This is a genomic window from Ruegeria meonggei, from assembly GCF_900172215.1.
Lineage (GTDB): Bacteria > Pseudomonadota > Alphaproteobacteria > Rhodobacterales > Rhodobacteraceae > Ruegeria > Ruegeria meonggei.
Genome location: NZ_FWFP01000012.1, coordinates 131,539 through 147,230, shown reverse-complemented (window position 1 = coordinate 147,230; position 15,692 = coordinate 131,539). Strand labels below are relative to the sequence as shown.

Sequence of the window (15,692 nt, the reverse complement as noted above, 5' to 3'; positions counted from 1 at the left end):
AGACTATGTATGATGTGCAAAAAATCCGTTCGGATTTCCCGATCCTGTCGAGGCAGGTAAACGGAAAGCCGTTGACCTATCTGGACAACGGTGCCTCGGCGCAAAAACCTCAGGTCGTTATTGATGCCGTCACTCGTGCTTATGCCGAAGAATATTCGAATGTGCATCGCGGTTTGCATTTCCTGTCCAATCTTGCGACCGAGAAATACGAATCCGTGCGCGGCACAATTGCCCGGTTTCTGGGGGCATCGAACGAGGATGAAATCGTCCTGAACTCCGGCACGACCGAGGGGATCAACCTTGTGGCTTATGGTTGGGCCATGCCCCGACTGAAGGCCGGCGATGAAATCGTCCTCAGTGTCATGGAACACCACGCCAACATCGTGCCCTGGCATTTTCTGCGCGAACGGCAGGGTGTTGTCCTGAAATGGGTTGATGTGGACGCCGATGGCGGACTGGATCCGCAGGCGGTGATAGACGCGATTGGTCCCAGGACAAAGCTTGTCGCCGTGACGCAGTGTTCCAACGTTCTGGGCACTGTGGTGGATGTCAAAGCAATTACCGAAGGCGCACATGCCAAAGGTGTACCGGTGCTGGTCGATGGCAGTCAGGGTGCAGTACACATGCCGGTGGACGTTCAGGATATTGGGTGCGATTTCTACGCGATCACAGGCCATAAACTCTATGGTCCGTCCGGATCAGGCGCGATCTACATCAAATCCGATCGCATGGCCGAGATGCGCCCTTTTATCGGTGGCGGAGACATGATCAAAGAGGTCAGCAAGGATCAGGTGATCTACAACGACCCGCCCATGAAGTTCGAGGCCGGCACCCCGGGCATCGTGCAGACTATCGGTCTAGGCGTGGCGCTGGAGTATATGATGGACCTGGGGATGGAGAACATCGCCGCACATGAGGCCGGGATACGCGACTACGCCATGCAAAAGCTGACCGGTCTGAACTGGGTTCAAGTTCAGGGAACACGACCCGACAAGGCCGCCATTTTCAGCTTTACGCTGGATGGGGCAGGGCACGCGCATGACGTGTCGACAATTCTGGACAAAAAGGGCGTGGCTGTTCGTGCCGGTCACCACTGTGCCGGACCTCTGATGGATTTCTACGGAGTGACCGCAACCTGCCGTGCCAGCTTTGGCCTGTACAACACAAAAGAAGAGGTCGACACTTTGATCGACGCGCTTGAACTGGCGCATGATTTGTTCGCGTGAAACCTGCTGAAACCGGGCAGATTTCCAGTTGCGCCCGGGCGGGAACAAGGATAGCTAACGGCCAAGGCACCTGTAGCTCAGCTGGATAGAGCGCTGCCCTCCGAAGGCAGAGGCCAGAGGTTCGAATCCTCTCAGGTGCGCCATAACTCTCTGGTATCAAAACAGATCGAACCGCGTCGCGCTGTGCGAGTAAGCTTTTCGTGCTGCAGAAAAACAAAGAGCGCCAAGTGGCGCTCATCGTTGGTCGGACTTGTGAAAGGGCTGTTAACCTCCCCAGGCCCGGACGACGCCGCAATCCATATGCACAAAGTTCGAACGGGAATATTTGCCCACTCCGCCTGCGTGACAGGACATGGCAGCGCGCGCCATCTGTGAAACTGATCGCGATGACAGGCGAAGATCAGCCGCTTGCCCCTGCATATGCAGAGAGTTCTTGGCAACCCGGCGCGAGCGCGAGCGCAGCATGGCGTTGGTCTGAGGAGAGCGATAGCCGGACAACAGCATGTAGGGTTCGTTGACATCCAGCATGTTGTGCGAAGCGGCCATGATATCGATGGTGCGCAGGTCCATGTCCTTGACCTGGTCGGTGCGCCAATCGCGCATGAAGTGGTTCACTTCTTTGACAGCATCCTTGATGTATTTACCATCGACCCAATAAATCATATCGATACGTTCGCCTGTGCGACCGGAATACATGCGAATTCGACGGATATCACCGCCGCCACGAAGGAATCCTGCTGCATGGGAATAGGTTGGTGCCGCCACGACTGCTGTAGCTGCAAATGCACCCAATAGGGCACGCCGGGTCAAGCCCGAGGTACTGCTCTTAGTCATTTCAGTTTCGTCCCGTACTGTTCCTGCCTGCACACGATGTTACGTGCGCGATCTTAATTTTTTCCCATCCCAGATGCGGATTTTATGACACAGTCGCGAAAGCCAGCCAAGAAGTCTTTCAAATTCACCTTTTCAAGGGGGAATTTTCGGCAGAATTTTGCGCAGGTGATGCAATTTTGTATAATCTGGGGGCAATTAGCGCCCGGCATTTTTCAGCCGATGCAAACAAGCATCACGCGCGGATAGATGCATTGAACTGATGTATTTGTGAATAGACAAGATGTACCGCGCGCAACAATAGTTATCGACGCAATCCTTGCGACCTAAGATATTGATTAACCAAGGCCATCCCATGCTCTCTGTTATTCGGACGCGTACCAGTACATTTCTCACCGCCTGTTTTCTGGCTTCAGCGGCTGTTGCAAGCCCGGATAGTCGGCCTGCAACCGCGTTCCAGATGGCCGTCGCAGAATTCGCTCCGTCCGGTTCGGGAATAGCGGAATTTTACCGAACAAACGGATTTTCTCCGGTTTGGGTCGGCGATACGCCGGAACATGCCGTACGCCGGGCCAGATTGATCAAAGCCTTGTCTGCATCGCATTTGCACGGGTTGCCCGAGGGGGCGTTCAGCGTGCAGACTCTTGTGGATCAGATGGAGAATGCGCGTTCAACGCGGGACTTGGGGGCCGTTGAAATCGAGCTGACGCGCGCCTTTGTCGAATACGCCCGTAACCTTCAATCCGGCGCACTGCGTCCGCGTGACATCGACGACGGTTTGGTGCGCAAGGTCGAGCGTAAACCGGCCAAGGATCATCTTCACGGGGTGATTTCCGTAGAAAACGGGCAGTACTTTGATGAATTGGCGCCGCAGACGTACCAATACAAAGCACTGATGAAGCAAAAGATTGCCCTGGAGCATCTGGTGCAGCAGGGCGGTTGGGGTGCGACTGTCCCGGTGGCTAAACTGGAATACGGCGACACTGGACCGAATGTCATCAAGCTGCGTAACCGTCTGGTTTCATTGGGATACCTCAGGCCAACAGCCAGTCCAGAGTTCGACGATGCCTTGCTGGCAGCGGTTCAGGCCTTTCAAGGGGATCATGGCCTTGCGGCGGATGGGGTTGCCGGTCAGGGCACGCTCAGCGAGGTAAACCGCAGCGCCTCAGATCGACTTAAGGCCGTCTACGTCGCCTTGGAACGCGAACGCTGGCTTCCGCGAGAGCGGGGAGAGCGGCATATTCTGGTCAACCAGGCCGATTTTTCGGCCAAGATTGTCGATGATGGGCTGGTCACCTTTGAAACACGCGCCGTTATCGGCAAAAACATCCATGATCGCCGTAGCCCTGAATTCTCGGATGAGATGGAGCATATGGTGATCAACCCAAGTTGGTATGTGCCGCGCTCGATTATCACCAAGGAATACCTGCCCAAACTGCAATCGAACCCCAACGCGGTTGGACATATCCAGATCACGGATCGCAGCGGTCGGCAGGTCAATCGAGGTGCGGTGGACTTTACGCAATTCACCGCTCGGAACTTTCCGTTCGCAATGCGGCAGCCGCCTAGCAAAAGCAATGCGCTGGGGCTGGTGAAGTTCATGTTCCCCAACAAGTACAACATCTATCTGCATGATACGCCTCAGAAAAGCCTGTTCGCGCGTGAGGTCAGGGCGTTTTCACATGGGTGTATCCGACTGGCGCAACCGTTCGAGTTTGCCTATGCATTGCTGGCCAAACAAGAAGAAGACCCCAAGGCGTTTTTCCACCGCGTGCTGGCATCGGGCAGGGAAACCACTGTTCAGTTGGATCAGCATGTTCCGGTTCACCTGATCTATCGTACGGCCTATATCGGCCCCAAAGGCGAGGTTCAGTATCGCCGGGATGTCTATGACCGGGATCGCAAAATCTGGGATGCTCTGCAAAAAGCGGGGGTAGCCCTGCCGGACGTTCAGGGGTAATCACCGGGGCAGGTCCTCAATCCGGGAAGCCCAAGATGCAGTACACCATTCAGCAAATTGCCGACGCTCTGGGATCGGAATGCCAGGGCGATACCAGTCTGGTTATCCACCGCGCCGCAGAGCCTGCTGATGCTGGTCCGACGGATCTGGCGATGGCCATGTCACCTAAATACGCCGAAGCGCTGAGCGGCGGCTCTGCGCGGGCCGCAGTGTTGTGGGACGGGGCGGACTGGCAGGCGCTGGGTCTTGAGGCGGCGATCTTTGTGTCCCGCCCGCGCATGGCCATGGCGGGGATAACCAGCATGCTGGACCACGGGCAGGGTGTTGCACCTGGTGTTCACCCTTCAGCCGTGATTGATCCGACCGCTGACCTGGCAGATGATGTCTCAATTGGGCCGCTGACCGTGGTCGGGCCAGGGGCCCGTATAGGCAAAGGCTCCGTGATCGGTGCACATTGTGTGATCGGGATGGATGTGGTTCTGGGAGCAAACGCGCTGCTGCGCGAGATGGTCAGCATCGGTGCCCGCGCCCGGATCGGCGACCGCTTTGTGGCGCAACCCGGCGCCCGCATCGGAGGGGACGGGTTTAGCTATGTCACGCCCGAAGTCTCAGGTGCAGAAAACGCGCGGAAAACTCTGGGGGATCAGGGGGACGCACAGGCGCAAAGCTGGCTGCGCATCCACTCTTTGGGCGCGGTCGAGATCGGAGACGATGTCGAAGTCGGGGCCAATTGCACGATCGACAATGGCACGATCCGCAACACCCGGATCGGAAGCGGGTCAAAACTGGATAATCTCGTGCATTTGGGCCACAACACACGCGTGGGACAGGATTGTCTGCTGTGTGGTCAGACCGGTGTGTCCGGTACGGTCGAGATTGGCAACAACGTCGTATTGGGTGGTCAAACCGGCGTGGTCGACAACATCTTTATCGGTGATGGCGTGATTGCCGCCGGAGGTTCTAAAATCCTGTCAAACGTACCTGCCGGTCGTGTGATCATGGGATATCCTGCCGTCAAAATGGAAACTCATACGGAAATTTACAAAGCCCAGCGCCGGTTGCCCCGGATGGCCCGTGACGTCGAGGCGTTGAAAAAGGTTGTTTCCAAACAGCCCCCGAGCGATTAAATCACACTCAACGTGATAATCAGAGGATCGACATGAGCATCACCGACCGCGTCATCGCCATCATCGCTGAGCAGGCGGTGCTGGAGCCTTCGGATGTGACGCCCGAAAGTACGCTCGAGGATCTTGGGATCGACAGTCTGGGCCTGGTCGAGAGCATCTTTGCCATTGAAGAAGAATTCGACATTTCGATTCCATTCAACGCCAATGAACCTACGGCAAGTGACTTTGACATCTCAAACGTTGCCGCGATCATTGCAGGCATTGAAAAACTTGTGTCAGAAAAGGTCTGACCCCAGCCCATGAAACGCGTTGTCATTACCGGGGCGGGGACGATCAACTCGCTGGGCCATTCCGTCCCTGATACTTTGGAAGCCATGCGTGAAGGCCGTTGCGGCATTTCGCAGCTAGAGTTTCGCGACGTAGAACGGCTTGCCATCCAGATCGGTGGTCAGGTGCGCGGGTTTGAGGCCGAAGGGCGCTTTAACCGCCAACAGATGACGCTGTATGATCGGTTTACTCAATTCACCCTGACAGCCGCAAAAGAGGCGATTGATCAGTCGGGCATCGAATTCCACGGCGATATTGCAGCCCGCTCGGGCGTTGTTTTGGGCACAGCGGGGGGCGGTGTATCGACATGGGACGACAATTACCGCTCGGTCTATGAAGATGGCAAAAACAGGGTGCATCCGTTTGTCGTGCCTAAGCTGATGAACAACGCTGCAGCCAGCCATGTGTCGATGGAACATAACCTCAAGGGGCCAAGCTTTACGGTCTCGACGGCTTGCGCCTCATCCAACCATGCGATGGCGCTGGCTTTCCAGATGGTGCGCAGCGGGGCAGCTCCGGCGATGCTGACCGGTGGTTCGGAATCCATGTTGTGCTTTGGCGGCGTGAAGGCCTGGGAAGGGCTGCGCGTCATGTCCAAGGATGCCTGCCGTCCCTTTAGCGCCAACCGTAACGGTATGGTTCAAGGTGAAGGCGCAGGAGTTTTTGTCTTCGAAGACTACGACCACGCAAAAGCCCGTAGCGCGGATATCCTGTGCGAGGTTGTCGGGTTTGCGATGACGTCTGATGCGTCGGATATCGTTATGCCCAGCAAGCAGGGCGCGGCGCGGGCGATGTCGGGGGCTCTGGCGGATGCGAAGCTGAACGCGGATCAGGTCGGCTATATCAATGCCCATGGGACTGGCACGGCGGCAAATGATAAAACCGAATGCGCCGCGGTGGCGGATGTGTTCGGCCCACATGCGGATGATCTGATGATATCATCCACGAAATCCATGCATGGTCACCTGATCGGCGGCACCGGCGCGGTGGAATTGCTGGCCTGTATCATGGCGCTGCGGGATGGCGTCATTGCGCCGACGATTGGGTATGAAGAACCCGATCCCGAATGTGCGCTAGATGTGGTACCCAATGACGCCCGCGAGGCCAGGGTGGATGTGGCCCTAAGCAATGCGTTTGCCTTTGGCGGGCTGAACGCGGTGCTTGCCCTCAAGAAAGTCTGAACAGTTTAACGTTTGAATAAAAGACACCGCCGGATTTGACCGGCGGCGATCAAGCTTGGTCGGTTGAAGCGTCAGTTTTAGTTGCCGTTCAGTTTATCGAACGCGCCAGTGAAACCGGAAAGTGAAATGCCAATCTGCAACAATTGGTTTGGTGCGAGCACAGACACAAGTGACAATGTCGCATCGCTGCCTGCTTTCATCGCTGCTACATCGCCCTCGGTAAAGCCGAGTTGAGCAACACATCCGACAGGATTGCAGTGATGATAATCGTACCGCTTGCCTGGCGCGCCATCGATTGACAACGCCAACTGGGCTTGCACAAGAACTTCGAGCGGCACGATAACCGATGCTCCGGCCACTGCAGCAACACCTTCGGGTAGCTTGCTTATCGAAATCTCTGCAATTGGTTGTCCTTCTTCGCCCGTCAGAGCCTGCCGCATCAGGCAGGGATCATTGCCGGTATCAGTTTTGAGGCATGTGATTGCCCAGTCTCCGACTTCTTCAACAACATATTGCTCGCCAACGCGGGGCCCAGATTCTCCAAGGTCCAAATCAGAACCGGATTGCGTTTGCGGAACCTCGCCTTGGGTCTGGTCTTCCTGAGTTGTTTCCTGCGCCGCGACCGCGCCGGACATTAGCAGAGCAGCAGCAACATTGAGTGAGAGAAGGTTCTTGAACATGAATGCCTCGGCAGTGTGATTGATCTTTTTGCTGGGTCTAGCACCATTGGGCCAAGGTGTCAGGTCCTAAGCGGGCCAAATCGTACCTTGTGAACGGATTATTGCTGGTACGCTACGCAAATCAGCCCATCAGGCAGAGGGGGCAGGCTGGGAAATCAGGGAATGAGAAAGGGAGCCGGTGGAGCGGCTCCCTTTCAAAATTTTTCTCCCCGTCGGACTGGCCGACTTATTTATGCGCAGACGTTACGAAAGGGGATCGCATCGGTCAACTGCTAAGCTGAAATTTTAATGGAAGGCTGAGCATTCTTTTAAAAAAAACCGCGCCCGAGGGCGCGGTCAGTCGACAGGGAGGAAGTTTGCCGCCTTGCCCCTTTCGGTGCAAAAGCAGCGATTAGACTATCGCAGTCAAAGGTTAACTTTGTATGCTGGGCGCAGATCGGTGGAAATCAAGGCCTTACATTCATGGACAAAAGTATCTTTCTGGGCGGCGCGGGCGAAGACTATGCGCAGCCTCAATCCCTAACATTGAAATATGCCAACCGGCACGGGCTGATCGCCGGTGCCACAGGCACGGGCAAAACGGTAACCCTTCAAATTCTGGCAGAGGGGTTTTCTCAGGCCGGTGTTCCGGTTTTCCTGTCGGATGTAAAAGGCGACTTGTCGGGATTGGCCAAGGCGGGCAGTGATACTCACAAGCTGCATCAAGCCTTTCAGGACCGGGCCACGCAAATCGGGTTTCAGGACTATTCCTATGGCGCATGCCCGGTCACCTTCTGGGACCTGTTTGGCCAGCAAGGGCACCCCGTCCGCACAACTGTGACCGAGATGGGCCCTTTGTTGCTGTCGCGCCTCATGGACCTGAGCGAAGCGCAGGAGGGTATTCTGAACATTGCGTTCCGGGTTGCTGATGAAGAGGGGATGCCTCTGCTGGATCTCAAGGACTTGCAAGCCCTTCTTGTCTGGATCGGAGAGAACCGGACGCAACTGTCGCTGCGCTATGGCAACGTTTCGACCGCCTCGATCGGGGCCATTCAGCGGCGTTTGTTGGTGCTGGAAAACCAGGGTGGGACAAATCTGTTTGGTGAACCGGCGCTAGAGCTTGCCGATCTGATGCGCACAGATGCAAACGGGCAGGGGATGGTCAATATCCTTGCTTCCGACAAGCTGATGGGCGCACCGCGCCTTTATGCAACTTTCCTGCTGTGGCTACTGAGCGAACTGTTCGAAGAGTTGCCAGAGGTCGGCGACCCCGACAAACCCAAGCTTGTCTTCTTCTTCGATGAAGCGCATTTGTTGTTTGAAGATGCGCCGAAGGTTCTGGTGGACAAGGTCGAACAAGTCGCGCGTCTGATCCGGTCCAAAGGCGTTGGGGTTTATTTCGTCTCGCAAAACCCGGCTGACATCCCCGAGGATATTCTCGGCCAGCTTGGCAACCGGGTTCAGCATGCGTTGCGCGCTTTCACCGCGCGGGATCGCAAGAACCTGCGTCTTGCAGCCGAAACCTACCGCGAGAACCCTGTCTTCGATACCGAAGCCGCCATTCGCGAAGTTGGTGTGGGCGAGGCGGTTACATCCATGCTGCAGAAAAAAGGTGTGCCGGGCATTGTTGAGCGCACGCTGATCCGCCCTCCGGGTTCTCAGCTTGGACCGATTGCAGCCGCGGACCGTCAGGCCGTGATGGATGCCTCTCCGATGACAGCGAAATACAATACTCTTAAGGACCGAAAGTCCGCCTTTGAAATCTTGCAGGCCCGGGCGGATGCGGCGGCGCAAGCGGCCGAAAAGGCCGAGGCACAAGAGGAAACGCAATCCGTGGCCGAACGCGAATTTGCCACGGCCCGGCGGTTCTCTGGCAGCAGGGTTGGGCGGTCATCATCCCGGGTCACGCGCCAGAAGGACACATTCGCCAGCGCGATGAGTCAGGCCGTCATCAAAGAACTGAAAGGCACCACAGGCCGGCGTATCGTGCGCGGTATTCTGGGTGGGTTGTTTAAGGCCAGATAGGTGTCAGGCGCCGGACACCAAGAGCGTTCGGCGCCAGGACATTACTTCAGGCGCCGCTGGCCTTCCTGACGACAATAGGCGTCAGCCTCGGGTACCGTCATTTTAGTGGCCGGGTAATTGATGGCGCGATCCCAGGTCACGCGGTCCTGACGATAGAGCTGACAGGTTACCTCACCCTTTGGGGTTTGAACTTTGACCGGAGTGGTTTCCAAATCTTCGGGCGAGGGAATACATGCGGTCAAAACCGCCAAAACCGGCAGAGTCAGGACCAATTTGACTGTTGTGGATTTCATAGGGCGCGTTCTTTTCTTGTTTGTTAACATTGGTGATCGTCAAAGATCGGCTTTTCGGTGTGAGTGAGTGCCGACACTTGCTTAAACAAGGTATTGAGCTCGTTTATTCAGAAAAATGTTTAAAATCAAGAAAACGCGCCGAGTTCTCGACGCGTTTCAAGTATTTGTAGGGCTGAGGGATTTATTTTTCGGGTATCAGTCCTCTTGGGCTGAATCTGAGAACAATCAGCAAAATCAGCCCCATGGTGAACAGCCGCATATGCGCTGCACTTTCGATCAGATGGGCCTTTAGCGCGCTGCCATCGGGCATACCCACGGTGATCAGGTTCATCAGCCACTGGCCGATTGGTTCAACCTGAACCCACAGGAACCAAATTAGGAACGCTCCCAGCACCGAACCGAAATTGTTGCCCGAACCGCCAACAATCACCATCACCCACACAAGAAAGGTAAAGCGCAATGGCTGATATGCGCCGGGAGTTAGCTGACCATCCAACGTGGTCATCATCGCCCCGGCGATCCCGCAGACGGCTGAGCCCAGCACAAAGATCTGCAAATGGCGGCGGGTGACGTCCTTGCCCATGGCCTCGGCCGCCACTTCGTTGTCCCGGATGGCGCGCATCATGCGACCCCACGGGCTGCGCAGCGCCATCTGGGCCATCCAAAGCAAAACCAGCAGCACGATCAGAAACAGCAGCGAGTACCCAAGTTTGACTGACAGGGTCGAGGCCGTGACAAGATCGAGCCCAAGCCAGTCGGCACGGGCGATAAAACTCGGATCGTTCTGCAGCTCGACCTCGTAGCCCACAACAGGTGCGGGGCGCGGAATGCCATAGACATTCTTGACGCCTCGGGCCAACCAATCTTCGTTTTTCATAACGGCGATGATGATCTCGGCAATGCCAAGTGTCGCAATCGCAAGATAGTCCGAACGCAGACCCAGCGCTGTCTTGCCGATCAGCCACGCCGCGCCCGCGGCCAAAAGACCACCCGCGGGCCAGGCCAGCAACACGGGTAGGTTCAGACCACCCAGATTGCCTGCAACCGCCGGGTCGATGGCCTCAACCGCGGCGGCGTTGGGATCAAACACCGCGCGATAGATAAAGAAACCCGCGATCAGGATGGCGATGATGACCAAGGTCTGTACCCGACCTCTGGGCATTTTCTGTACTACCAAAACGGCGGCTACAACGGTTGCGGCCCCAAGTAGCAAGGCCAGAACAATGCCGTATCCGCCAGCGGACCATGCCCCGTCTGTTGGAGGCGTCGAGACCAGCACGACGGCCAGCCCGCCCAGTGCGACAAAGCCCATGACGCCCACATTGAACAGGCCGGCAAAGCCCCATTGCAGGTTCACCCCGATGGCCATGATGGCAGATATCAGCCCCATATTCAGGATCAGGATCGCGGCGTTCCAGCTTTGCGTGAAACCCGACAAAAGGATCAGACAGCCGACAACAACGAAAAGCAGCGTGTTTTTGACAGTTTCGGTCATACCGCGTTCCCCTTAAACAGACCCGTCGGTTTGAACAGCAACACGATCAGCAGGATCACGAAACTGACCGCGAATTTGTAGTCGGTGGATAGGAATTGCACCAATCCCGATGGCTCAAGGTTTTCGGGTGCCAGATAGGTCAGCACTTTCTTCCAGGCATAGGTGATCGTGACCTCGGAGAACGCGATGATGAACCCGCCCGCGATGGCCCCCAGCGGGTTGCCGAGGCCGCCGACGATGGCCGAGGCGAAAATCGGCAGCAACAGCTGGAAATACACAAAAGGCTTAAAGCTTTTGTCCAGCCCATACAGCACGCCTGCCGTGGTCGCGAGGGCGGCGACGAGAATCCATGTGATCATCACCACGCGTTCCGGGTTAATGCCCGACAGCAGGGCCAGATCCTCGTTATCGGAATAGGCGCGCATCGACTTGCCGGTGCGCGTCTTGTTGAGGAACCAGAACAGTGCCGCCACAGCGGCCACCGCAACTACCACGGTGATCACTTGCGAGGTGCGGATTGCCAACCCCTCGCTCAGACCGGTCCATTCCTTGAAATCGCGGGCCCGGATCAGGAACCGCGCCCCGTCCGAGAACCTCTGGTCGTCTGGTCCAATGATGAACCGCACCAGCCCGTTCATGATGAACATCACGCCCATCGAGACAATCACTAGAATGACCGGCTTGGCCTTTTGTTCGCGGTAGAACCGATAGACCATTCGGTCGGTGACCAGCACCAGAACGATACAGCCGAGGATGGCAAAGGGCAGGGCAAGCAGGGCGGTCGGCAGTGGCCCGAAACTGACCCCGGCGGCCTGTAGGCCCCAGGTGACCAGCACCGCGATCATCGCGCCAAAGGCCATCGTATCGCCATGGGCAAAGTTCGAGAACCGCAGGATGCCATAGATCAGCGTCACCCCCAGAGCACCCAGCGCCAACTGGCTGCCATAGGCGATTGCGGGAACAAGAACGAAGTTGGAGAGCGCCACAAGGGCGTTGAGGAAGTCCATTAGTTTACCGCCTCGCATGAACCGTAGTGGTTGGATACACCAAATGTAGCTGACAAATGCTCAGAGTACGCAATTTCATTTGAAGTCAAATCAATCGATGCCATCGCAACTGAGTCGCCGAACCCCGGCAAGATGATCGTGATTTGATTGCCAATTTTAGTACCTGTTGCATCACTTTGCTTTGTAGCTTCGATCCAGCTACCTTTTTGCACCAAGTACGCTGATCCGTCGTCCGCACCAGCGTTACCGTTAATATCGCTGAGCGCGATTTCGACCAGTTTCTCGGTATTGGCACACCTTCCTCTTTTACATGCCTCAGTTATCGAACACCTGAGCACGTTTCCACCTTGGGCAAGAATTTCGGTCGCTGCGCTGGATAATTCTTGTTCTGCGGCGAGTGCTGGAGTTTCAAAAACCAGAAGTAAAGTAAGTAGGTACGGCACCAAGTACTTAAGAGAAGGAGCTTTTTTCATCAACTTATCCCCCCAAGAAACTCTTACGAACCTCTGGATCGGCCAGCAGTTCCTTGCCCGTGCCGGTATAGGCATTCCGCCCCTGAACCAGCACATATCCCTTGTCGGCGATCTCTAACGCCTGACGAGCGTTCTGCTCAACCATCAGGATCGGCAACCCGGTGCGGGAAACCTCGATGATCCGGTCAAACAACTCATCCATCACGATGGGCGAGACACCGGCAGTTGGTTCGTCCAGCATCAACACTTTGGGCTGGGTCATCAGTGCACGACCCACGGCGACCTGCTGGCGCTGACCGCCCGACAGTTCTCCGGCCGCCTGGTCGCGTTTGTCACGCAGGATGGGGAACAGGTCATAGACCTGCTCCATCGTGTCCGAGATATCGTCACGGCGGATGAACGCGCCCATTTCGAGGTTCTCTTCGACCGTCATTGAAGTGAAGATGTTCTGCGTTTGCGGAACAAAGCCCATGCCCCGGATCACCCGGTCCTGTGGAGTGAGGGTGGTGATATCCTCACCATCCAGCCGCACCGCGCCTGCGCGCACGTCCAGCATGCCGAACACGGCCTTCATGGCAGTGGATTTACCAGCACCATTGGGGCCGACGATCACCGCGATCTCACCTTTGTCGACGGCGATGGTGCAATCGTGCAGGATGTCCGGCCCTTTGCCGTAACCGCCCGTCATCGTGTCGCCAATCAGAAACGGACCACCTTTGACCGAATGCGTTTCACCGCTTTTACGGTGGGCCGGCGTCATTGTCCCAATGCCCGCCGTGTTGGTGATCGAGGCATCCTTGTTGCCCTTATCGTCCTGGTAGGGATTGTCACTCATGCCAGCGGTCATGTTTGGGCCTCCAGCTTGTCTTTGTTCTTCAGGCCGGTGCCCAGATAGGCTTCGATCACGTGTTCATTGGCCTTGATCTCGTCCAAAGTTCCCTCGGCGAGAACCTTGCCTTCGGCCATACAGATGACCGGGTCGCAGATTTTGCCGATGAAATCCATGTCGTGCTCGATGACCACAAAGGTATAGCCGCGTTCCTTGTTCAGACGCAGAATGGTGTCGGCGATGGTCATCAGCAGGGTGCGGTTCACACCGGCGCCGACTTCGTCCAGAAACACGATCTTGGCGTCGACCATCATGGTGCGTCCAAGCTCCAGCAGTTTCTTCTGCCCACCCGAGACCTGACCGGCCTTGTGATCGGCGAGGTGTTCAATGGTCAGAAATTCCAGCACCTCATCGGCGCGGGCCGCCAGGGCGCGCTCTTCATCTGCGATGCGCTTGCGCCCGAACCAGGTGTTCCACAGCGATTCACCCGATTGCGCGCCGGGCACCAACATCAGGTTCTCGCGGCAGCTCATCGACGAAAACTCATGCGCGATCTGGAAGGTCCGCAACAAGCCTTTGTGAAACAGATCATGCGGTGGCAGGCCGGTGATGTCCTCACCATCCATGAACACCCTGCCGCTGGTTGGTGGCAGAACGCCCGCAATCACGTTGAACAGTGTGGTTTTTCCGGCCCCGTTCGGCCCGATCAGGCCGGTGATCGAGCCCATTTGGATTTCAAGCGATGCCCCGTCCACCGCATGAAAACCGCCGAAATGCTTATGCACGTCCTCGACGACGATCATCTATTCCCCTAGCCGCCCTGTTCGGCGTTCTTGTTTGCCCATCCCCTGCAAAGAGGTGCGGCCTTTTGTCATTGAAACAGCCCGGACACAAGGCCCGGGCTGCTTGGTATTATGACTTTTATTGCTGGATCAACGGAAGTTGACGGTCTTGTTCTCGCCGTCGGTCACTTCGATCTCGCGGTAGGATCCGGCGCTTTCACCGGGGCCAATCAATTCCACGCCGGACGCGCCGACATAGTCGATGTCCTGACCTGCAGCCAGCAATTCCAGACCTTTGGCCAGTTCACCCGGATAGATTTTCTCGCCAGGTTCGTTGGCGACGTCCAGGATTTTGGCGCCATAGTCGGCAGGGTTGGTCGACCCAGCGGCCTGCATCGCCAACATGAACAGCGCAGCAGCGTCGTAGGATTCAGGCGAATAGGGTGACGAGCCATCAAAGCCCGCGGCTTCGGCCATAGCAAAGTACTTTTCAGCACCTTCACCGCCGGAACCGGCGATCTGGCCAAACGACCCGTTCAGGTCAGCACCAACGTTCGCAGGCAGCGAGTCGCCGATCATGCCACCCGGCAGGCCGAACGTGTCAAACGCACCGCTGTCCAGCGACGACTGAATGATGCCCAGACCGCCCTGGTCCAGATAACCCGCGACGACCAGAATGTCGCCACCGGCCGAGGCCAGAGCACCAACTTCGGCCGAGTAATCGGCTTTGCCGTCTTCGTGGGCTGCGACGATGGTCACTTCGCCACCTGCGGCTTCAAACGACGACTGGATCGCATCCGCAAGGCCCTTGCCGTAGTCGTTGTTGGTGTAGGTCAGAGCGATCGAGCTGATGCCACGGTCGTTCAGGATGTCTGCCATCACTTGACCTTCACGCGCATCCGACGGGGCGGTGCGGAAGAACAAACCGTTGTCTTCCATGGTCGACAGGCCCGGTGAGGTTGCCGAGGGTGAAATCATCACCATGCCGTTTGGAATGGCGACGTTCTGCAGGATCGCACCGGTCACGCCCGAGCAATCGCCACCGATGATACCCGAAACGCCGTCCGCGATCATGCGTTCTCCGTTTGAGGTCGACAGACCGTTGTCGATGCAGCCTGTGTCGGCGCGCATCCCAACAACGGATGTGCCATCCAGCAGCTTGCCAGATTCGGTGACTTCGGCCATCGCCATTTCCGCGCCGGAACCCATAGCAGGTGCCAGCGATTCAATTGGTCCGGTAAATCCGAAAAGGACCCCCAGCTTGACATCTTCGGCCATCGCGGTGCCCGCCAGCAGGGCGGTTGCTGCAGTTGCTGTAAGCAGCTTTTTCATTAGGTTACTCCCATATTGGAACGTTTTCGTTCTGGGCTCGACCCTAGGCAAGCTGTCTGAAAAAGAAAAGTCCTAACGAAATTGTGTTTTTACCGCCAACAATCCTATTTGTTTCTATGGGTTTGTCGTGCCGTTCACCGGCGAA

15 protein-coding genes and 1 tRNA gene are annotated in these 15,692 nt (G+C 56.7%); 7 read left to right on the top strand and 9 right to left on the bottom strand.

From position 1 onward, the window contains the following. The first annotated feature begins 5 nt into the window (after positions 1-5). Together RUM8411_RS18430 and RUM8411_RS18425 are read left to right on the top strand one after the other, a co-directional pair. Complete coding sequence (locus tag RUM8411_RS18430) at positions 6-1,226, top strand: cysteine desulfurase (RefSeq protein WP_085824176.1); 1,221 nt, start codon at positions 6-8, stop codon at positions 1,224-1,226. Positions 1,227-1,292: 66 nt separating this feature from the next. Further along, positions 1,293-1,369, top strand: a tRNA-Arg gene (locus tag RUM8411_RS18425). Positions 1,370-1,490: 121 nt separating this feature from the next. On the opposite strand, the gene mepK is transcribed toward RUM8411_RS18425, so the two are convergent. Then, positions 1,491-2,060, bottom strand: a complete 570-nt coding sequence (gene mepK, locus RUM8411_RS18420; RefSeq protein WP_085824175.1) for a peptidoglycan L,D-endopeptidase MepK — start codon at positions 2,058-2,060, stop codon at positions 1,491-1,493. A 352-nt stretch (positions 2,061-2,412) separates the two neighbouring features. Here mepK and RUM8411_RS18415 point away from each other — a divergent pair, with 352 nt between their 5' ends. From RUM8411_RS18415 to RUM8411_RS18400, 4 genes are read left to right on the top strand one after another with little or no spacing between them, the layout of a single operon-like run. Then, entirely contained in the window at positions 2,413-4,017 is a 1,605-nt protein-coding gene (locus RUM8411_RS18415; protein ID WP_085824174.1) for a L,D-transpeptidase family protein, read from the top strand. 35 nt (positions 4,018-4,052) lie between these two features. Then, positions 4,053-5,144 (top strand): UDP-3-O-(3-hydroxymyristoyl)glucosamine N-acyltransferase, encoded by a 1,092-nt coding sequence (lpxD, locus tag RUM8411_RS18410; RefSeq protein ID WP_085824173.1) that lies wholly within the window; start codon positions 4,053-4,055, stop codon positions 5,142-5,144. A gap of 32 nt (positions 5,145-5,176) precedes the next feature. Further along, a complete protein-coding gene (locus RUM8411_RS18405; protein WP_037306781.1) occupies positions 5,177-5,434 on the top strand; it encodes an acyl carrier protein in 258 nt (85 codons plus the stop codon). Positions 5,435-5,443: 9 nt separating this feature from the next. Then, a complete protein-coding gene (locus RUM8411_RS18400; protein ID WP_085824172.1) occupies positions 5,444-6,652 on the top strand; it encodes a beta-ketoacyl-[acyl-carrier-protein] synthase family protein in 1,209 nt (402 codons plus the stop codon). A 77-nt stretch (positions 6,653-6,729) separates the two neighbouring features. Here RUM8411_RS18400 and RUM8411_RS18395 read toward each other — a convergent pair whose 3' ends face one another. Beyond that, a complete protein-coding gene (locus RUM8411_RS18395) occupies positions 6,730-7,332 on the bottom strand; it encodes an invasion associated locus B family protein (RefSeq protein ID WP_085824171.1) in 603 nt (200 codons plus the stop codon). Between the two features lie 462 nt (positions 7,333-7,794). Here RUM8411_RS18395 and RUM8411_RS18390 point away from each other — a divergent pair, with 462 nt between their 5' ends. After that, positions 7,795-9,336, top strand: a complete 1,542-nt coding sequence (locus RUM8411_RS18390) for a helicase HerA-like domain-containing protein (RefSeq protein ID WP_085824170.1) — start codon at positions 7,795-7,797, stop codon at positions 9,334-9,336. A gap of 41 nt (positions 9,337-9,377) precedes the next feature. On the opposite strand, the gene RUM8411_RS18385 is transcribed toward RUM8411_RS18390, so the two are convergent. The 7 genes from RUM8411_RS18385 to RUM8411_RS18355 form a co-directional block, all read right to left on the bottom strand. Further along, positions 9,378-9,629 (bottom strand): hypothetical protein, encoded by a 252-nt coding sequence (locus RUM8411_RS18385; RefSeq protein WP_085824206.1) that lies wholly within the window; start codon positions 9,627-9,629, stop codon positions 9,378-9,380. 181 nt (positions 9,630-9,810) lie between these two features. Then, positions 9,811-11,124, bottom strand: coding sequence for a branched-chain amino acid ABC transporter permease (locus tag RUM8411_RS18380; protein ID WP_085824169.1), 1,314 nt, complete (start codon positions 11,122-11,124; stop codon positions 9,811-9,813). Then, positions 11,121-12,131, bottom strand: a complete 1,011-nt coding sequence (locus RUM8411_RS18375; RefSeq protein WP_085824168.1) for a branched-chain amino acid ABC transporter permease — start codon at positions 12,129-12,131, stop codon at positions 11,121-11,123. Before RUM8411_RS18375 ends, RUM8411_RS18380 begins: the two co-directional genes overlap by 4 nt. Then, positions 12,131-12,604 carry a hypothetical protein gene (locus RUM8411_RS18370; protein ID WP_085824167.1) on the bottom strand — a complete coding sequence of 158 codons (474 nt, stop codon included), beginning with the start codon at positions 12,602-12,604 and terminating at the stop codon, positions 12,131-12,133. The genes RUM8411_RS18375 and RUM8411_RS18370 overlap by 1 nt, the downstream gene beginning before the upstream one ends. A 4-nt stretch (positions 12,605-12,608) precedes the next feature. Further along, positions 12,609-13,439, bottom strand: a complete 831-nt coding sequence (locus RUM8411_RS18365; RefSeq protein ID WP_085824205.1) for an ABC transporter ATP-binding protein — start codon at positions 13,437-13,439, stop codon at positions 12,609-12,611. A gap of 8 nt (positions 13,440-13,447) precedes the next feature. Beyond that, on the bottom strand, positions 13,448-14,236 hold the full coding sequence (locus RUM8411_RS18360; RefSeq protein ID WP_085824166.1) for an ABC transporter ATP-binding protein: 789 nt from the start codon (positions 14,234-14,236) through the stop codon (positions 13,448-13,450). Positions 14,237-14,365: 129 nt separating this feature from the next. Continuing rightward, positions 14,366-15,547 (bottom strand): ABC transporter substrate-binding protein, encoded by a 1,182-nt coding sequence (locus RUM8411_RS18355; RefSeq protein WP_085824165.1) that lies wholly within the window; start codon positions 15,545-15,547, stop codon positions 14,366-14,368. Positions 15,548-15,692: the final 145 nt, after the last annotated feature.